Raw genomic sequence first — 18,384 nt, 5'->3', positions numbered from 1 at the left:
CAGGGTTCAGGGATGAGCCAAGATGAAATTTGCAAATAGTTCAGTGTAAAATGCAAAAATATAAAGAGAGGGCTTGCAAAATGCAGCCCTCTTTTGTGTATCCAATCATCCCCTAAAACGATTTAAACAAGCATAAATCTCCTGCACGCGCGGCATTGCCAGTCCCATGGCGGCATATGAAGCATCGCTGAACACAGAGAGCCCGTCTGCTTCATAGGCTTTTAAGAGTGTGGCAACCGTTTCCTGTACGGTGCAGCGCTCCAGAAGCCCTTTTTCCAGGCAGTAGCGCACCATCTGGGCAAGTGCGGCGGTCTGCTCGCTGTCGGCAAGCTGTTCGACGAAGCGCAGATCGACCGGCTCTTTGGCAACCTGGAAAGAGTGTTTGTCGTGGACACGGACTTTGATACGCGTGTTCCGGTCGGAATTTCGGTCAGCTTCGCGGCGTCCTCCGCGACCGCGTTCAAAGCGACCTGCATCGGAGGCGCTGCCGCCGCGATTGCCAAACCATCCAGAACGACCGCTGTTTTCGCCCTCTTCCTGAGATTCACCGCCAGCTTCTGCGCGGCTGTCGCCAAAATCCAGCGCCATCGCGCCCACAGCCCGTCCTGTTCCGCCAGCCGCCAGCTTCCGTCCAGCCGTCGGGAGCTTGAACCCAGGCGCCTGGATGGCGGGTTTGGAAGCCCCCTGTTCGCAGGCATTTTTTACCATCTCCGTGATATCAAACGGGCGGTATGCATCCATCTGGATAATAGTGTCTGCGATGAAGAAGTAGGCGCCGGAGCTTCCAGCTACGAGGACGGTGGAGATGCCTGCCTGCTTGTAGAGATCGCGGGCGCGTTCGATGAACGGGGTGATCGGCTCTTTATCGCGGCTGACGATGCGCTGCATCAGGTCGTCCCGCAGCATGAAGTTGGTAGCGGAGGTGTCCTCGTCGATCAGGAAAGCGCGGGTTCCTGCTTCAATGCTTTCGATCACGGCTGCCGCCTGGGAGGTACTGCCGCTGGCATCGGCGGTGGAAAAGCAGGTGGTGTCTTTTTTGTTCGGCAGATCCCGGATAAAGAGGGAAATATCAACGTGGTTGATGCTGCGTCCATCCTCGGCGCGCAGCTTGACTGCGGTTTCATCGGTGATGACATATTCACGTCCATCCCCCGGAATATGGTTGTATACGCCGGATTCCAGCGCTTTTAGCAGTGTGGATTTGCCGTGGTAGCCGCCGCCTACGATCAGGGTGATGCCGCGGTGGATTGCCATGCCGGAGATCGGACCGTGTCCCGGAAGATTCAGAGTGATTCTTAAGGAATCTGGAGAATGGAACGCCACACTGCCCTTCATCGGACGGTCGGAGACGCCGGTTTCACGCGGCAGGATTGAGCCGTCTGCGACGAAGGAGACGAGGTCCAAGCGTTTCAGCTCATTGCGGATAAATTGCTGGTCGTCTGCCAGCGTGATGCGTTTTTTGATTTCGGCGTTGTTCTGGCGGCGGTAGAAAAAGACGTTTTCGACACAGCCTGGAAGAAAATCAAAGAAAATCCGGATCAGTTCACCTGAGTTGATGGTGCGCCCGAATGCCGGGAAACCAACCTCAAAACGGGCTGTAATCTCATTTCTCCCGATCTCGCAGGCGGTCCGGGAGAGGACCTCCTGACCGGGGCGGCTGGTGGCGATCAGACCACTTTTTCCAGAACCTTTTGCCTTGAAAGAAAGACGACCGATTTCACGGGAAAAACAGCGGAGCAGGTAATCTTCAAGCGCTGTTTTTTTCCATGGCGTATCAAAGAGTTCTGCCGGAAATCCGGCTTTCGCGTGGCGGACCTGGACACTGACCTTGGAAGGAGATGCAAACGGGTCACCCTGTACATGGTCGATGGATAAAATATACGTATTAAAATCATAAGCGCCGCGCACATCCTTGTAAGCCGGATAGCTTTTGTGATCGATGGAGGTGAGGAGACGCTTTAAATCTGCGGATTGTTTCATTCTGAATACCTCGTTTTCATAATATTAAATCATATTTCAATGCCTTCACGGTTTTTGGCAGGAGAATCCATATAAAATGACCTTTTTCAAAGAATGTCTGTCATGTGAAGGAGATGATAGTTCTTATTTTAAAGATCCAAATTCTGAAATGCAAGCGGAATGGACGAAAAGAAACGATATAATTGTATCTATTTATGATGGTGTATATTTGGCGTCTTTTTATACTTGTCTGAGTATAAAATGTTCTGAGCGTACCATATGACAGCAGGGAGGTAGATGCATGTTAAATGCACTCTGGGCGTTTATGATGCTTACGGGGCTTGGCTGGGCGGCGGTGCATGGGACGCTGGGGGCGGTGACGGAGGGAATGCTTGCAGCGGCGGGGGATGCAGTCTCGCTGGGAATCACGATGCTGGGGGTGATGGCATTCTGGACGGGAATTTTGGAGATCGGACGGCGGGCGGGGCTGATTGAGCAGTTGTCGGCGGGGATGCGGCCGGTGCTTCATTTCCTCTTTCCACGCATTCCAGCGGGTCATCCGGCGCTTTCTTCGATGGCCGCCAATATGATTGCCAATATGCTGGGGCTTGGCTGGGCGGCGACCCCGGCGGGGCTTACGGCGATGAAGGAGCTGGAAGAATTGGAGGAGGAACGGAGAGCGGCGGGGGATCCGGCGGCGGTCACACAGGGAACGGCGAGCGATGAAATGTGTACGTTTCTGGTCGTAAATATTTCATCGCTGCAGCTCATTCCTATCAATATGATCGCCTACCGGAGCCAGTACGGATCGGCGCATCCGCTGGCAGTGGCCGGTCCGGCGTTCCTGGCGACCTGTGTCAGCACGCTGGCAGGAGTGGCGGTGTGCCGCGTGATGTGCAGGAGAAAGCAATATAAATCAATAAAAAAGGATGGCTGGAAATAGAAAACGCAATTTGGCGTCATGTAGGGGGAAAATTTCACACAAAAAACAAATTTATCCCCTATAATGCCCTTGTTAAAATAAGGGACTCTGGAAACAGATCCGTTATCATAGAACGCGGATTCAAACCATACATATAAAACAAGTATAGACACGGGAGCCGTCAAATGCGCTGCATCAATTACCTCTCTGAATACCTGGTTCCGGTTGTTTTGTTTTATATCGTTGGGTTTGCGGTGCTTCAGAAACGCCCGGTTTTTGATGATTTTATCGAAGGGGCGCTTGCGGGGCTTAAAACGGTGGCTGGAATCCTGCCGACGCTGGTGGGACTGATGGCGGCGGTCGGCGTGCTTCGGACCTCCGGTTTTCTCGATTTCCTCTCCGGGGTGCTGGCGGAACCGGCGGCATTACTGCATATACCGGCACAGGTGGTTCCGCTGCTTCTGGTGCGTCTGGTGTCCAGTTCGGCGGCGACGGGGCTGCTCTTAGATGTTTTTAAAACGTATGGACCCGATTCGCGGCTCGGCATGATGGTGTCGGTTCTTGAGAGCTGCACGGAGACGGTTTTTTATACGATGAGTGTCTACTATCTGACCGTGCGGATCTCAAAGACGCGATGGACGCTTGCGGGGGCGCTGATTGCAACGTTCGCGGGGCTTGTGGCGAGTATCTTATGTAGTGCTATGGTAACTGTTCACGGGTAGGCACTTTTGGAACCGAAAGTGCCGTAAGAAAACGTGGTGGCAGCAGGAATTTGCCGTATTTAAATGCGAAGCCACGGCAAATTCCGTTACTGGGCACGTGTGCGTGAACAGTAACAAGTGCTATGGTATAAGAGAAGATGTAAGAAATTTGCTAGTTGTCTTGCCGCACAGAATATTGTATAATCGGTAGGGTAAATTGCCGTTTTGCGCGCTGAAACCAAGGATGAGAGGGAAAACTGTGGGAAATTATGAGACGCTGAATGAGCTTCTGGTGACGCTGTTCCGCGATGTGATGGACATAGAACAGAAGGTAATCATTACGCCGGAGTTTAAAGACATCACGAATAACGATATGCATGTGATCGAAGCGATCGGGATTGGTGAACCGAAAAATATGTCATCGATTGCCAGAGAACTGTCCGTTACGGTGGGAACGCTCACAATTGCCATGAACAGCCTGGTCAAAAAAGGCTATGTGGAACGAAGCCGGGGACTCGAGGATCGGCGGGTCGTATATATTTCTCTTTCAGAGCGGGGCAGAAAAGCGTATGGGCATCACGCCCGGTTCCACCGGGAGATGATCGAGAGCCTGACAAGCGATCTGTCGGAAGATGAGATGCAGACGTTGGTAAAGGCGCTGATGAAGCTGAATCAGTGGTTTAGGAGTAAGGATGGGTAGCGGTAAAAAGAATGGATGTAGTCTGCACTGGATGGAAACAGGTGTGAAAGACAAAAACGGTTGCGAAAACCGTGAAGCAACTGCTGCGAGGAGAATACAAGGAGGTACATTATGAAGAAATTTATGGTAATGGCAGCTGGTCTTATGATGGCAGCTGCTCTGGGCGCATGTGCGCCGACGGCAAGAAATACAGGAGAAACCAGCGAACATGGAACTGCCCCGGCAGGTGCGGCGCAGCAGGAGACTGTAGACGGCGTGGCTGAGAAAGAAAGCATGGTGGTAACGGATGCAGATCCGACGGTAACTGTTTGCGTATATTCTGTAAAATCTGATAAGAGCGGCTTAAAACAGAATATGGATGGCATTGACGGCGATGAGCTGGATGCACAGGAACTGCTTGATAAGATGGCAGAGGTGGGCGTCATTGAAGAGGGAATCACCGTGGATAAATTTGAGCAGAAGGACGGCGCCCTGACGCTGGATCTCTCCTCCTTAAAGGAGTCCTCTGACAAGCTGGTTGTCATGGCCATTGCCAATACATTTATCCAGAACTACGAGGCAAAGACGCTGGAGTTGAGCGTAGCAGGCGAGAAGATCGGCGACGGTCCGATGAGCTTTGAGAAGAATTACAAGAAAGTAAACTAAAGCATGAAAATGCGAAAAGAGCGGGATCCCTGAAGTCTGCGGATGCATACAGGGAGATACCGCTCTTTTTCTCTTATACGTGTAATTTCTCCGTCATCAGCCATGTTTGAAAATACGGTTTGATGACCCGGAAGGAAGCGCCGTCCATGTTCAGGATGAACTGGTGGAAGCTCTTGGTGTTGAATTTGTTTCCAAGTACCTCCTCGGCTTCCTGGCGCATGGTCAGGATTTCCAGATAGCCGGTATAGTATTTCAGGTAATTGCCCGGATTATCAATGATTGCCAGGTATATCTCGCGCGCGGATTCCGGATCCGTAAATCCGTAGGAATTTTCCAGATAACTGGTGGTTGTGGCGAGATCCCAGCCATCATAGTGGATGCAGATGTCGAGAAGCGCGTACAGCCCGTAGCTGCTGGCTTCGCTGCAGCGCATCAGCGGTTTGACCGCTTCCGGCAGTCCGTTGTCGAAGGAGTAGGCGTACAGTTCGCTGTAGAGTCCCCAGCCTTCGTTGTAGCCGCCGCAGGCAAGAAGCCGCCGTACCGGAACCGGCTCCCGGTCATTGAAATAAGCCGACTGGTAGAGATGCCCCGGATAGCCCTCGTGCGCCAGCATGGTGTAGAGGTTCTGCTCAGTGCTTGCTTTTTCGTTGATGTAAATGGTGTTGGAACCGTCGGAATCGATCGGCGGTACGAGGAAAAACGCCGGGGACAGGGAAGATTCCAGCGCTTCCGGGACGTATTTGATCGCGTAGGAGGTATCTGTAAGCGCCGGGAAATCATCCTGAATCTGCGTCTGTAAATTCTGAAGGATCTCATCCGGATCGGAGAGTGTGATGGCAGAGTCGGTCATCTGCCGGACGAGTTCCGGATGTTCCTTTAAGCGGACGCGGATTTCGGATAAATCTGCCTGCATCTGCTTCTCAATCCGCGTTTTGAGCGCATCGACCGAAGAATCTGTGCCGGTCAGCGCCGCCGCAAGATAGGCATAATACTCCCTGCCGTGTTCGTAGGTGCTAAGTCCTCCTGCCTCCGGATGGGAGCCCTTGAGCGATTCCAGTGCTTTAGAGAGGTTTGTATATGCCGGGATAAAGTGTTCCTTTAAAATGGTCAGATGTTTTGCTTTGTAGGACGCCTTTTCTGCATTGCTTAAGCCCTCAACCGCATTTAAGCGGGAGGCAAATGTTTCCGTCAGCAGGCTGTTTTCCGGGCGGATGAGGTAGCTTTTACAGGATTTTAAAATCCGGTCGATAGTGTCGTCGGACGGTGCGAGACCGGCGTCTGCCTGCGCCTGTTCATACGCTGCGAGCTGCTTGTAATATGTGTCGATCTGCGAAAGCAGTGCCAGGTAATGGTCGATGTCGGCACGGTTGTAAAATGTATATTCGGCTAATAAGGTCGGAAGTTCCGCCTGCGTGCCGATCAGGGCGCTTAACGGCTGATTGTAGAGTTCCAGTCCCTTCGAGCCGGCTTCCGTCTCCAGTGTGTCCTTCATCATCCGGTAGGTGAAGAGCTGGTCGGAGGTCAAGAGAGAGGTATCGAAGGAAGAAAGTTCCTCAAGAATGGCCGCGTTTTCCTCGGAATCTTTTTGAAGCTGTTCCAGGGAATATTCTGGAAATTTCATCTCCGGTTCGGTGATACCGTAATTTTCCGGATTCCGGACAAGAAAATGAAGGGAGAGCGGATCATCCTGCACGCTTTCTTGAAACTGGTGTGCCAGAAACGCATCAAAACGCGCCTGTTCGCTGGCAGCATCGGACGATGCATTGGAAGGAGAACCAGTCTGCCCGGAAGCGGCGTAGGATTCGGCGGGGGTTCCTGAGCCGGAAGAACCAGCGCATCCGGAGAGCGCCAGGGCAGCAGCTGCAGCGATCGCGAGCGCTGTGCGCGGCAGGGGCGGGAAGGAAAAGCGTTTCTGCATAATATAATACCTCCAAAACAAATATATATGTCTGCAAGTATACCATACTTGACAAAGGGATGCAAAACAGATAGACTTAATCTATATATTTATATATGAAGAAAAGGCAGAGAAAAGAAGGTGGCTTGCCTTTAATCGCAGATGGAAAACCATGGGCGGTTAGAGGCTTTTTTTGTGAAGAACACAATTTAAAGCGCAATTTTAATAAGGAGGGCATGATAAATGTGTCAGAACTGTAAGAAACCTTACTATATAACAACTGCGATTGCCTATACATCGGGCAAACCGCATATCGGAAATACCTATGAGATCGTGCTGGCGGACAGCATTGCGCGCTACAAGAGAGCGCAGGGCTACGATGTGCGTTTCCAGACGGGCACCGATGAGCATGGTCAGAAGATCGAGTTAAAGGCAGCTGAGGCTGGCATCACGCCGAAGCAGTTTGTCGATAACGTGGCGGGTGAGATCAAGACGATCTGGGATCTGATGAATACATCCTACGACAAATTTATCCGCACCACCGACGAGGATCATGAGGCGCAGGTAAAGAAGATTTTCAAGAAGCTCTATGATCAGGGCGATATTTACAAGAGCTGCTACGAGGGACTTTACTGTACCCCGTGCGAGTCCTTCTGGACCCAGTCCCAGGTCGTAGACGGCAAATGCCCGGACTGCGGACGCCCGGTACAGCCGGCGAAGGAAGAGGCATATTTCTTCCGTATGAGCAAATATGCGCAGAGACTTATCGATTATATCAATGAGCACCCGGAGTTCATCCAGCCGGTTTCCCGTAAAAATGAGATGATGAACAACTTCCTGCTTCCGGGCCTGCAGGATCTGTGTGTTTCCCGTACTTCCTTTAAATGGGGGATTCCGGTTGATTTCGACCCGAAGCACGTTGTATATGTATGGCTGGATGCACTGACCAATTATATCACCGGTCTTGGATATGACTGCGACGGCGAGAGCGGCGAGTTGTTCAAGAAATACTGGCCGGCAGACCTGCATCTGATTGGTAAGGATATTATCCGTTTCCATACCATTTACTGGCCGATCTTTTTGATGGCACTCGACCTGCCGCTTCCAAAGCAGGTATTTGGTCATCCGTGGCTGTTACAGGGCGACGGCAAGATGAGTAAATCCAAGGGAAATGTGATTTACGCCGATACACTGGTTGATTTCTTTGGCGTGGATGCAGTCCGCTACTTCGTTCTGCATGAGATGCCGTTTGAGAACGACGGCGTTATTACCTGGGAGCTGATGGTAGAGAGACTGAACTCGGATCTGGCAAATATCCTCGGCAACCTCGTAAAGAGAACGGTATCGATGACGAACCAGTACTTTGGCGGCGTGGTAGACGACAAGGGCGTGACGGAGCCGGTGGACGAGGATCTGAAGAAGGTAGTGCTGGAAGCAGTCCGCAAGGTCGATGAGAAAATGGATAAGCTGCGCGTTGCCGATGCGATCACCGAGATCTTCAATATTTTCCGCCGCAGCAACAAATACATTGACGAGACAACCCCGTGGATTCTGGCAAAGGAAGAGGACAAGCAGGATCGTCTTGCAACGGTTCTCTACAACCTGGTTGAGTCTATCACGATCGGTGCGTCCCTGCTTGAATCCTTCATGCCGGAGACCTCGGAGAAGATCTTAAAAGAATTAAATACCGTAAAACGTGAACTGCCACAGATGGATGAATTTGGCCGTTATCCGTCCGGAAATAAGGTGACTGAGGAGCCGGAGGTTCTCTTTGCCCGCCTGAAACTCGACGATGTGATGAAGAAAGTCAAAGTTATCCAGGAAGAGCAGAAGAAGGCAGTTGCTGCAAAGGCAGAGCCGGAGAAGGAAGAGGACGAGAAAGCCGAGGGCATCGATATCGAGCCGAAAGCAGAGATTACCTACGATGATTTTGCAAAACTGCAGTTCCAGGTTGGCGTGATCCTCTCCTGCGAGGCAGTTCCGAAGTCCAAGAAGCTTCTCTGCTCCCAGGTTCAGGTCGGAAGCAAAGTGCGCCAGATCATCAGCGGCATCAAGCATTCCTACTCCCCGGAGGAGATGGTCGGCAAGAGAGTCATGGTTGTGACCAACTTAAAACCGGCGAAATTGGCAGGTCTGCTCTCCGAGGGCATGATTTTGTGTGCCGAGGATGCAGACGGAAAGCTGTCCCTGATGACAACGGAGAAAGAGATGCCGGCGGGTGCGGAGATCTGCTAAGAAAAAAGGAATATAACTTATATGATATTTGATACACACGCTCATTACGATGATGAGGCGTTTGACGGGGACCGGGAAGAACTGCTTTCCGGTCTGGCAGCAGGCGGGATCGGCACGGTCGTCAATGTCGGCGCGGATATGGAAAGCACGAAGACGACGATTGCCCTGACGGAAAAATATCCGTTTATCTATGGGGCAGCAGGTGTCCATCCGAGCAGCACGGCGGAGCTTGACGAGGAAAAATTTGCCGAACTCCGTGTGCTGGCACAGTCCGGGAAGATCGTGGCGATCGGCGAGATCGGTCTCGACTATTACTGGGAAGAGCCGGATCATGAGACCCAGAAGAAATGGTTCCACCGCCAGTTAAATCTGGCGCGGGAATTAAAGCTTCCAGTCATCATCCACAGCCGCGACGCGGCGAAGGATACGCTCGATATCATGAAGGAAGAGCACTCCGGGGAGATAGGCGGTGTGATTCATTGCTTCTCCTATGGAAAAGAGATGGCGGCAGAGTATTTAAAGATGGGCTTTTACTTAGGCATCGGCGGCGTACTGACCTTCAAGAACGCGAAAAAGCTTCTGGAAGTAGCCGAGATGGCGCCGCTCGACCGTCTGGTACTCGAAACCGACTGCCCCTACCTCGCTCCGGTTCCCAACCGCGGCAAACGCAACTCCTCACTGAACCTGCCATATGTGGCGGAAAAGCTGGCAGAAATCAAGAAATGTACACCGGAAGAGATCGTCCGTGCGACTGAAGAGAATGCGCGGAGGCTGTACCGGTTAATGTAAAGAAGAGAGGAGGAATCTGGCTGGGTGGTGTCTCGGTCAGGTTCCGGACTCCGGGAAAGGATTTTCGGAATGGATCTTGGAAACCCGAAGAATACAATCGAAGTAATACAGAAATACAATTTTGCTTTCCAGAAAAAATTCGGTCAGAATTTTCTGATTGATACGCACGTGCTGGACAAGATTATCTCAGCGGCGGGCATGACCAAGGAGGACACCGTCCTGGAAGTCGGTCCTGGCATCGGTACGATGACACAGCGCCTTTCACAGGCGGCAGGACAGGTCATCGCCGTGGAGATCGACACAAATCTGATTCCGATCTTAAAAGATACGCTTCAGGACTGCGAAAATGTAACTGTTATCAATGAAGATATTTTAAAGATTGACATAAAAAAAATGGCGGAAGAAAAAGGCGGCGGACGTCCGGTTAAGGTCGTGGCGAACCTGCCGTACTATATCACGACCCCGATCATCATGGGGCTGTTTGAGAGCGGCGCGCCGATCGACAATATTACGGTTATGGTGCAGAAAGAGGTCGCAGACCGGATGCAGGTTGGTCCGGGCTCGAAGGATTACGGCGCGCTGTCGCTGGCGGTTCAGTATTATGCCGAGCCATACATCGTGGCAAATGTGCCGCCGAACTGTTTCATTCCGCGTCCGAATGTCGGCTCAGCGGTCATCCGTCTGACCCGCCATGCGAAGCCGCCGGTGGAGGTAAAGGATAAAGATTTAATGTTCCGTCTCATCCGCGCGTCCTTCAACCAGCGCCGGAAAACCCTGCAGAACGGGCTTTCCAACGCGCAGGATCTCTCCTTTAGCAAGGAAGAGATCGCAGCCGCAATCGAGTCGCTGGGACTTTCCCCGTCCGTGCGCGGCGAGACGCTGACGCTGGCGCAGTTTGCAGCGCTTTCGGATGTGCTTGGGAAATAGAAATTGGATAAGAGAAATATAAAAAAGTCCCATCCTTATGCAGATTCAAATCTGAAAGGATGGGACTTTTTGAATTTTTTGCTTTTTTAAAATTATTCCGATAATAAAATCCGGTCATTATCCAGCGCGTGGCCTGCGCCGGTCTTGAAGCGGGCGATCAGATCCTCGACAGTCATGGAAGCGCGCTCTGCGCCGCCGACGTCGAGCACGATATTTCCGTTTGCCATCATGAGCGTGCGGTTTCCGAGCTCCAGAGCCTGGTTCATATTGTGGGTGATCATCAGGCAGGTGATTTTCTCCTCAGCAACGATATTTTTCGTCAGCTCCAGTACTTTTTCAGCTGTTCCCGGATCGAGGGCGGCAGTGTGCTCATCGAGCAGCAGAAGCTTCGGCGTGATGAGGGTTGCCATGAGCAGGGTGAGCGCCTGGCGCTGACCGCCGGAGAGAAGTCCGACCGGCTGGGTCATCCGGTCTTCAAGCCCCATATTTAAGAGGGAGAGGCGTTCGCGGAACGCATCTTTATCTTTCTTGGAAATGCGGGAAAATGGAGATTTCCCCTTTGCAGTCCGCAGATAGGCGAGGGCAAGATTTTCTTCGATCGTCATGCCCGGCGCCGTTCCCTTTAACGGGTCCTGGAAGAGGCGGCCGACCATCAGGCTGCGCTTGTGCTCCGGCATATAGGTGATGTCCTCGCCGTCCAGCTCGATAAAGCCGTCATCGACGTAGAAGCTGCCGGCAATCGCATTGAACAGGGTCGATTTTCCGGCGCCGTTGGAGCCAATGATTGTCACGAAATCTCCGTGATCCAGATGCAGGGACAGCCCGGAGAGCGCCTGTTTGGCGTTGACAGTTCCCGGATTAAAGGTTTTTGATATCGACTGAATATTTAACATGCTCCGTGTCCTCCCTTCCGGCGTGCCGCTGCATTTTTACGTGTCTGGAATGCCGCCCATTTCCGGATCGTCGGAAATGCGATTGCCAGCGCTACGATCACAGCGGTGATCAGTTTCAGCCCCTGTACAGGCATGATTTTTGTATACAGGACGATAGCGTAGATAAAACGGTAAATAATCGAACCGATGACGGTGGCGATGACACCTCTTGCCACGCCGCGGCGTCCGAGGACGGTTTCACCGATGATCAGGCAGGCAAGACCGATCACGACGATACCCGTGCCGCCGTTGATGTCGGCGGTATTCTGGTACTGACCGACCATTGCGCCGGAGAGTGCGGTCAGCGCATTGGCGATGCATAAGCCGACCGTAATGGTAAATGTCGGGTTGATCGAGGAGGCGCGCACCATGTCAATGTTGTTGCCGGTTGCCCGGATGGAGAGTCCCAGACGGGTACCGAGAAAATAGACGAGCAGTGCGCCCGCAAGCACAGTTACGCAGATTGCCAGAAGTGCTTCATACCAGTCACCCCCGATACCGGTTTTCTGAAGCAGGGAAAAGATGGTCTCTGTCTTTAAAAGACTCACGTTGGCACTCCAGCCCATTACCATCAGATTGATGGTGTAGAGTCCCATATTGGTGATGATACCGGCGAGAATGGACGGCACGCCGAGACGGGTCTGCTGAAATGCGGTAACAAATCCGGCGCAGATGCCTGCAAGCATGGCAGCCGGAACCGCGAGGAATGGATGCCCTGCCGCAGCCATTGTGACGGATACCGCTGTGCCGAGGACGAAACAGCCGTCCGTCGTCATATCCGCGATGTCCAGTATGCGGAAACTCAAGAACAGCGCCATCGGCACCAGCGCATACAGAAATCCCAGTTCCAGAGCGGTTTGTAAAATATGAAGCATGGGAAATTACCTCCGTAGAATGATTTGTACTCCCAGAGCGTTCATAAGGCAGATGCGCCAGCCGCGTGGTAAGCGGGGGATGCGGCTGGCGTCTGGTCTGTCTTACGGTTCTGAGAGTACATGAAAGTCAGTCAAATGAAAATCAAAGTGCCGCCGGATGAGGGGTATTAGTCCTCGGTGGTCGTAACCTCTACAACATCGCCAAAATCTTTGAATACAGCTGTGTCGATATTCAGGGCTTTGGCAGTCTCGGTATTTACGGTTACGATGCCGCCTTCTGCGGTGTAGTAGTCTTCCATGCCGTCCATGCCTTCGGTGATTGCCTGATAAGCAAGGTCAGCGGTCTGTGTACCAAGAGCCGTGTAGTTGACGCCGCAGGTGGCAAATGCACCATTGCGGACGAAGGAATCAGCGCCGGCATAGTGCGGGATGCCTGCATCGGCCAGATCCTTGAAGATAGCCAGCTCAGCTGCCATGATGACATTGTCGGTAGGAGTGAAGACAGCGTCTACTTTGTCAGCAACCAGGGAGGAGGCAGCGGTAATTACTTCGTCGTTGGTATTTGCAGTCTGCTCGGTGTAGGAGATGCCTTTTTCGTCTAAGTATGCCTTTGCATCCGCGATCGGTTTGGTTGAGTTTGCCTCGGATAAGGAATATAAAAGCCCCACATTTTTAACATCTGGGTTTGCGGCAAAAATCATATCCATGATTTTCTCGGTGTTCAGCGCATCGCTGGTACCGGTTACATAGTCGATGCCGGTCAGCTCAGCGGCTTCCGGATCGGAAACAGCGGCGTAGACAACCGGTGTCTGGGTCTGCTGTGCGGATACGGTCGCTACCTGTGCAGCCAGGGTCGCAATCGGGATGATGGCGTCAACACCGTCAGCAACCGCCTGATCACCAATCTGCTTTAAGGTTGTCTGGTCATTCTGGCCGGAGTACAGCTCGTAGTGAATGGTTACATTGTTATCCTCGGCGATTTTATCTAACTCTGCCTCGACTGCATTTGCAATCTCATCAAGGGAAGCGTGGTCGAGCTGTTTGACAATCGCTACATTATAAATTTCTTTGTCCGCGGAAGCTTCCTGAGAGGTTTCAGCGGTGGTGTCTGCTTCGGAAGCGTTGCTGGATGTGCTGGAAGAGCATCCTGCGGTTGTCAGTGTCAGGGCTGCGGTGCATCCAAGTGCAAATAATTTTTTCAGATTCTTTTTCATAGTCATTTTCTCCATTCTTTATTCTTATTTTGATATTTGTTTTGGATGGCAGATGTATCAGTCTGCCTTGCCGGAGCAGAGTAAAGAATGTGTCTGGAAAGAAGATTCTCTTTGGTTTGGCGCCGCGCGCCGTGATGAAAGATTTTACTGAGAATGTTTCCAGAAACTAAAAAACGCCTCTGTCCCCATACATGGGACAAAAGCGTAAACTTCTGCGATACCACCCAAATTGACATTTGTGAAAATGTCCACTCGCTTACACGTACCATCATACGTGCCCCGATGGATAACGGGTGGGGTCCCGTCAGCCCCTACTGAAACAATCGTTCAAGGCTGCCCTCGGAAGTCCATTCACTGACGGTAAGGCGTTCCGTTTCCACCATCCGGAACTCTCTGTGGCGATACATAGGTCAGATACTCCTCTTCCTCATCGGTTTATCTGTGTTCTTCGTTACATGCATTATAAACACACCCAAAAGGATTTGTCAACCATCAAAATCAAAAAGATGCAGGAAAATGAAAAAGAGTCGGTTTTTCCATTGTTTACGGAAAATTTGGAGATGAAGATGTGGACGCTGGCTGTGCGGCAGGAACAGCAAGTTGAAAAAGTTTTTGAAAAAATTTAGAAAAGTAGAAAAAAATAGTTGACATTTAAAAGACTCTCTAGTATAATAACTCATGTCGCTGAACAAGAGCGAACATGAGAATCACAGGATTCCTCAGGATGCCCAGATAGCTCAGTTGGTAGAGCAGAGGACTGAAAATCCTCGTGTCACTGGTTCGATTCCGGTTCTGGGCATTACAATTTCATAATTTATCATGCGGGTGTAGTTCAATGGTAGAACACCAGCCTTCCAAGCTGGATACGTGGGTTCGATTCCCATCACCCGCTTTTTCTTTTGTCACGTTTCGTTCTTGCGGGATGTGTTTTTTTGTACCATGGAGAATTCTATTTAGTGATAAAATATCGTTTGAGATGGATGTGTAAATATTGATATTTTGTCAGAAATAGAATAAGACGTGGCTAGCTAAGGAATGTGAGAAGATTCTACGCAGCAAAAACGAAAGCCCCCAGAGTTGCCGCTCTGGGGGCTTTCTTGTTTCATAGGAAATTACGTCCCATGAAACAAAAAACGCTCCGCGAGGATGCGCACTCGCGCGAAGCAGAAACATGTCGCAAGCGACCACGCTCGGCGCGAGAATGTGACAAGCCGCATTCTTTTTTATCAGATGCTATAAAAAACCAGAAAATATACCGCCATCAGGACTGCTAGAAATCCCGCATTTGCAATCGTGAACCAGCGGAAGTAGATTCCTTTTTTCTCTGGGCAGGAGCGGACGATATATTTGTAAGAAATAAGACTCGCCATGGATGCGATCAGGGTGCCGAGACCGCCGAGGTTAGTTCCGATCAGAAGGGAAACTCCTTTTTCGGTAAATCCGGACAACAGGATGGCGGCTGGAACGTTGCTGATTACCTGGCTGGCCAGAACGGAGACTATCACTTCGTGTCCCGTGATCATACTGGAAAGCAGGGAGCTTACCGCAGGAATGTGTTTCAGATTCCCGATGAAGATGAAGAATCCGATAAAAGTCAGGATGAGAGAGTAATCTACCTGACAGAAGATCTTCGGGTCTGCCAGACAGCCAATCGCCAGAATGCAGATAAACAGGATTGGAAGCGGCAGAAGACCGGCTACGGTGCAAAGGCACAGGAAAAACATTCCCAGACAGCAGAAAAGGCAGCGTTTAGGAAAGGTCTCATCGGAGGTTGTATCTCTACCGGCAGTATCTAGTGAGATAGTCTCCCTTGGTGTAAACATTGTGACGAGCAGCAGCAAAACCAATGAAAGCAGCGAAAATGGACCGATGCTCCGGATAAATGTATCAAGTGAAAGCTCAAAGTGGGAATACAGATACAGGTTCTGGGGATTCCCCACCGGAGTTGTCATGCTGCCGAGATTGGCTGCCAGTGTCTGGCAGACGACAACCGGAACGATCCGGTCTTTGCGGTTTACCATCCGCAGTAGTTCCAGAGCAAATGGAACGAAGGTAATTAAGGCCACATCGTTGGTAATCAGCATGCTGGAAAAGAAACACAGAAGAATCAGAAGCTGTTCCAGCTGCCTGAGTGAATGGATTCGAAGCAGCAGTAATTCCCCGAGCTGTCGAAAGAAACCGATGTTTTGGAGGCCTGTGGTTGCTGTCATCAGGCCAAAGAGCAGGATCAGTGTGTGCAGATCCAGATATCCTAGGTATCCGGCAGACGGTGGTATGATAAACATGGAAAGGACAGCCAGAGCCAGGGCGATGGTTAAAACGGTATCCTTTTTGAGAAAAGAACTTACTTTTTGTATCATGGTAAAATACTCCCTTGAAAAAGAAAAAGTGTAACTGTGACCAGTAACGAAAATAGCGGAAACCCTCATGAAAATGAAAAAGGTTTCCGCTATAAAATAAAAAGAGCGCGAGACGGGACTCGAACCCGCGGCCTCGACCTTGGCAAGGTCGCGCTCCACCAACTGAGCCACTCGCGCATTTCTGAAGCATCGCTTCAACGAGTTATATATTATCACAGGTCGGTTGATTTGGCAAGGGTTTTTTTGAAAAAAATCAAAAAATATAGAAAATTCTTGTTGCTCTATAGGTCAGGTACTTTTGGAACCAAGAGAGCCGTATGAAACCGATCAAGTTTCCATATTGTTCACTGGATGTGTTCCCACGGTTTGCACAAACCCGATGATCTGTCCGGACAGAAGCACAGTGAGGATGGAGTATGCCATGCGGTTTAACGGAATGTAGCTCAGTGAAAGCCCCAGTACAGCAAAATCGGACAGGAGGTAGATCCACTGGATTTTGATGTGCGTCACGTGAGAAAGGCTCATCGCAAGCGCATCGTCCCCGCCCGGAGCACCGCCGATCCGCACGCAGAGCCCGGCACCGATGCCGACAAAGATTGCGCCGAGTAGGGATGCGGCAAGCGGCATATCGGCAAGCTGCGGCCACAGGGGCGGAAACTGCTCACAGATCCGGTAAGACAGGGAGAAGCTGGCGCTGGAAAGAATGGAGTAGGCGATGAACTGCCGCCCCAGAAGTTTCCATCCCATCGCGTAGCAGGCGAGGTTCATGATGAAGCCGGACACGGATGGGGAGATATGGAACCAGTGATCAAGCAGAAGCGTCATTCCTAAGACACCGCCCTCGGTGACACCGGAAAAGGAATGGACATGGTACAGGCCAAATGCCAGAAATGCACTTCCAAACAGTGCAATCAGGCAGGATTTTAGTTTTAAATCGAGGGAATGGAATAATTTCAGCAAAATAACAGGCTCCTTACAAATGATAGTGTTGTTAATGGTTTCTCTATTTTAGTATGGAAACAAATTTGTGTCAAGAATAGACAAAAATGTGGGATGTGCGTATACTGGAAGATAGGAAGACGGAAAGGGGAATGAAAACATGGTAGAAAATCATCCGGACACCCGGAAGCAGGAATACCGCGGAATTGCTTGCCTGGTGCTGTCTGCGTTCTGTTTTGCGCTGATGAGTATGTTTGTACATTTGGCGGGCGATCTGCCGTCGATGCAGAAGAGTTTTTTCCGCAATCTTGTGGCGGCGCTGGCAGCGGTTGTTTTGCTTTTGCGGGTGGGAGAGCCGTTTCGTATCCGCAGGGAAAATCTGCCGTATTTTCTGATGCGGTCAATTTTCGGCACGATGGGAGTGCTGTGTAACTTTTATGCGGTGGATCATCTGGTGCTGGCGGACGCATCGATTCTAAATAAAATGTCGCCGTTTTTTACAGTGCTGTTCAGCTGGCTGATCTTAAAGGAAAAAGTTATGCCAATTCAGCTTTCGCTGATCTTCGGTGCGTTTCTCGGCAGTATATTCGTGGTAAAGCCGACATTCTCCAATCTGGCACTTGTGCCGTCGCTGCTGGGCTTTTTCGGCGGCATCTGCGCGGGCGCGGCGTACACGATGGTGCGGAAACTGGGAGAGGCAGGAGAAAAGGGACCGGTGATCGTGCTGTTTTTCTCGGTATTTTCCTGTGTGGTTGTGCTGCCGTGGCTGATTTTTGACTATCATCCGATGACCTGGCAGCAGATGGGGATCCTGCTTTTGGCGGGCTGCGCGGCGGCGGGCGGACAGTTTGCGATCACGGCGGCATACCGCTATGCCCCGGCGAGCCGTATTTCCATCTACGATTATTCGCAGCTGATCTTCTCGACGATGCTCGGTTTCTTCATCTTCGGGCAGGTGCCGGACGGCTGGAGTTTCCTCGGATATGGAATTATCTGCCTGATGGCAATTTCCATGTTTGTATATAATAACCGGAAAAGAAAGAATATTCAAAAGCAGGCACTTTTGGAATCGAAAGAGCTGTCAGATGTAATAAAAATGTAAGGGAAAGTATCCGCCGATATAGTTTACAAGCGATGCCAAATTATATATACTGAAGATAAAGTCGGAGTGGTTTTCGTGTCCAGAAACGTGAACTTCAGGAACAAAAGCTGGGTTGCCGACACAGCTCGAAAATGGGTTATAGATAGGGCAGAAAGTTATATAGGGAAATACGACATAAGCCCGACAG

At 51.0% G+C, this 18,384-nt stretch carries 15 protein-coding genes, 3 tRNA genes and 1 other annotated feature; of the genes, 10 read left to right on the top strand and 8 right to left on the bottom strand.

What is annotated here, in order from left to right; translation table 11 throughout:
- Positions 1-105: 105 nt before the first annotated feature.
- Positions 106-1,980, bottom strand: coding sequence for an ABC-ATPase domain-containing protein (locus tag PG862_RS01910; RefSeq protein ID WP_117796538.1), 1,875 nt, complete (start codon positions 1,978-1,980; stop codon positions 106-108).
- A gap of 280 nt (positions 1,981-2,260) precedes the next feature.
- On the opposite strand from PG862_RS01910, the gene PG862_RS01905 reads away from it, so the two are divergent.
- From PG862_RS01905 to PG862_RS01890, 4 genes are all read left to right on the top strand, one after another.
- Positions 2,261-2,902 (top strand): nucleoside recognition domain-containing protein, encoded by a 642-nt coding sequence (locus PG862_RS01905; protein ID WP_117796537.1) that lies wholly within the window; start codon positions 2,261-2,263, stop codon positions 2,900-2,902.
- A 164-nt stretch (positions 2,903-3,066) separates the two neighbouring features.
- Positions 3,067-3,603 (top strand): spore maturation protein, encoded by a 537-nt coding sequence (locus tag PG862_RS01900; protein ID WP_270706275.1) that lies wholly within the window; start codon positions 3,067-3,069, stop codon positions 3,601-3,603.
- Between the two features lie 238 nt (positions 3,604-3,841).
- Positions 3,842-4,282 (top strand): MarR family winged helix-turn-helix transcriptional regulator, encoded by a 441-nt coding sequence (locus PG862_RS01895; protein WP_408639984.1) that lies wholly within the window; start codon positions 3,842-3,844, stop codon positions 4,280-4,282.
- A 111-nt stretch (positions 4,283-4,393) separates the two neighbouring features.
- Complete coding sequence (locus tag PG862_RS01890) at positions 4,394-4,927, top strand: GerMN domain-containing protein (RefSeq protein ID WP_270706273.1); 534 nt, start codon at positions 4,394-4,396, stop codon at positions 4,925-4,927.
- Positions 4,928-5,000: 73 nt separating this feature from the next.
- Here the strand turns inward: PG862_RS01890 and PG862_RS01885 are convergent, their stop codons facing one another.
- Positions 5,001-6,845 (bottom strand): DUF885 domain-containing protein, encoded by a 1,845-nt coding sequence (locus tag PG862_RS01885; protein WP_270706272.1) that lies wholly within the window; start codon positions 6,843-6,845, stop codon positions 5,001-5,003.
- 222 nt (positions 6,846-7,067) lie between these two features.
- On the opposite strand from PG862_RS01885, the gene metG reads away from it, so the two are divergent.
- From metG to rsmA, 3 genes are all read left to right on the top strand, one after another.
- A complete protein-coding gene (gene metG / locus PG862_RS01880) occupies positions 7,068-9,059 on the top strand; it encodes a methionine--tRNA ligase (protein WP_270706270.1) in 1,992 nt (663 codons plus the stop codon).
- 21 nt (positions 9,060-9,080) lie between these two features.
- Positions 9,081-9,848, top strand: a complete 768-nt coding sequence (locus PG862_RS01875) for a TatD family hydrolase (protein WP_270706269.1) — start codon at positions 9,081-9,083, stop codon at positions 9,846-9,848.
- 69 nt (positions 9,849-9,917) lie between these two features.
- Positions 9,918-10,775 carry a 16S rRNA (adenine(1518)-N(6)/adenine(1519)-N(6))-dimethyltransferase RsmA gene (gene rsmA / locus PG862_RS01870; protein WP_118522242.1) on the top strand — a complete coding sequence of 286 codons (858 nt, stop codon included), beginning with the start codon at positions 9,918-9,920 and terminating at the stop codon, positions 10,773-10,775.
- 92 nt (positions 10,776-10,867) lie between these two features.
- Here rsmA and PG862_RS01865 read toward each other — a convergent pair whose 3' ends face one another.
- From PG862_RS01865 to PG862_RS01855, 3 genes are all read right to left on the bottom strand, one after another.
- A complete protein-coding gene (locus PG862_RS01865; RefSeq protein WP_022358462.1) occupies positions 10,868-11,668 on the bottom strand; it encodes an ABC transporter ATP-binding protein in 801 nt (266 codons plus the stop codon).
- Entirely contained in the window at positions 11,662-12,582 is a 921-nt protein-coding gene (locus tag PG862_RS01860) for an ABC transporter permease (RefSeq protein WP_118691613.1), read from the bottom strand. The genes PG862_RS01865 and PG862_RS01860 overlap by 7 nt, the downstream gene beginning before the upstream one ends.
- 167 nt (positions 12,583-12,749) lie before the next feature.
- Positions 12,750-13,796, bottom strand: a complete 1,047-nt coding sequence (locus tag PG862_RS01855; protein ID WP_270487331.1) for an ABC transporter substrate-binding protein — start codon at positions 13,794-13,796, stop codon at positions 12,750-12,752.
- 189 nt (positions 13,797-13,985) lie between these two features.
- Positions 13,986-14,236: a binding site (T-box leader), on the bottom strand.
- A gap of 286 nt (positions 14,237-14,522) precedes the next feature.
- On the opposite strand from PG862_RS01855, the gene PG862_RS01850 reads away from it, so the two are divergent.
- Both PG862_RS01850 and PG862_RS01845 read left to right on the top strand, forming a co-directional pair.
- A tRNA-Phe gene (locus PG862_RS01850) sits at positions 14,523-14,595 on the top strand.
- Between the two features lie 22 nt (positions 14,596-14,617).
- Positions 14,618-14,688 (top strand) — tRNA-Gly (locus PG862_RS01845).
- A 334-nt stretch (positions 14,689-15,022) separates the two neighbouring features.
- Here the strand turns inward: PG862_RS01845 and PG862_RS01840 are convergent.
- The 3 genes from PG862_RS01840 to PG862_RS01830 all read right to left on the bottom strand — a co-directional run bounded on the left by PG862_RS01840 (position 15,023) and on the right by PG862_RS01830 (position 17,116).
- A complete protein-coding gene (locus PG862_RS01840) occupies positions 15,023-16,156 on the bottom strand; it encodes an SLC13 family permease (protein WP_118569982.1) in 1,134 nt (377 codons plus the stop codon).
- Between the two features lie 104 nt (positions 16,157-16,260).
- Positions 16,261-16,333: transfer RNA gene (locus PG862_RS01835), tRNA-Gly, on the bottom strand.
- A 150-nt stretch (positions 16,334-16,483) separates the two neighbouring features.
- Entirely contained in the window at positions 16,484-17,116 is a 633-nt protein-coding gene (locus tag PG862_RS01830) for a YitT family protein (RefSeq protein ID WP_270706267.1), read from the bottom strand.
- A gap of 139 nt (positions 17,117-17,255) precedes the next feature.
- Here PG862_RS01830 and PG862_RS01825 point away from each other — a divergent pair, with 139 nt between their 5' ends.
- Positions 17,256-18,197, top strand: a complete 942-nt coding sequence (locus PG862_RS01825; protein ID WP_270706266.1) for a DMT family transporter — start codon at positions 17,256-17,258, stop codon at positions 18,195-18,197.
- Positions 18,198-18,384: the final 187 nt, after the last annotated feature.

Origin of the sequence: Clostridium fessum (assembly GCF_027698965.1) — a bacterium.
GTDB classification, from domain to species: Bacteria; Bacillota; Clostridia; order Lachnospirales; family Lachnospiraceae; genus Otoolea; species Otoolea fessa.
The sequence above is the reverse complement of the archived record's forward strand: the minus strand, read 5'-3'. Positions and strand labels throughout refer to the sequence as shown.

Coding starts and splice junctions, on each gene's coding strand:
- PG862_RS01910 (WP_117796538.1), bottom strand. CDS start 1,980: ATGAAACAATCCGCAGATTTAAAGCGTCTCCTCACCTCCATCGATCAC.
- PG862_RS01905 (WP_117796537.1), top strand. CDS start 2,261: ATGTTAAATGCACTCTGGGCGTTTATGATGCTTACGGGGCTTGGCTGG.
- PG862_RS01900 (WP_270706275.1), top strand. CDS start 3,067: ATGCGCTGCATCAATTACCTCTCTGAATACCTGGTTCCGGTTGTTTTG.
- PG862_RS01890 (WP_270706273.1), top strand. CDS start 4,394: ATGAAGAAATTTATGGTAATGGCAGCTGGTCTTATGATGGCAGCTGCT.
- PG862_RS01885 (WP_270706272.1), bottom strand. CDS start 6,845: ATGCAGAAACGCTTTTCCTTCCCGCCCCTGCCGCGCACAGCGCTCGCG.
- metG (WP_270706270.1), top strand. CDS start 7,068: ATGTGTCAGAACTGTAAGAAACCTTACTATATAACAACTGCGATTGCC.
- PG862_RS01875 (WP_270706269.1), top strand. CDS start 9,081: ATGATATTTGATACACACGCTCATTACGATGATGAGGCGTTTGACGGG.
- rsmA (WP_118522242.1), top strand. CDS start 9,918: ATGGATCTTGGAAACCCGAAGAATACAATCGAAGTAATACAGAAATAC.
- PG862_RS01865 (WP_022358462.1), bottom strand. CDS start 11,668: ATGTTAAATATTCAGTCGATATCAAAAACCTTTAATCCGGGAACTGTC.
- PG862_RS01860 (WP_118691613.1), bottom strand. CDS start 12,582: ATGCTTCATATTTTACAAACCGCTCTGGAACTGGGATTTCTGTATGCG.
- PG862_RS01855 (WP_270487331.1), bottom strand. CDS start 13,796: ATGAAAAAGAATCTGAAAAAATTATTTGCACTTGGATGCACCGCAGCC.
- PG862_RS01840 (WP_118569982.1), bottom strand. CDS start 16,156: ATGATACAAAAAGTAAGTTCTTTTCTCAAAAAGGATACCGTTTTAACC.
- PG862_RS01825 (WP_270706266.1), top strand. CDS start 17,256: ATGGTAGAAAATCATCCGGACACCCGGAAGCAGGAATACCGCGGAATT.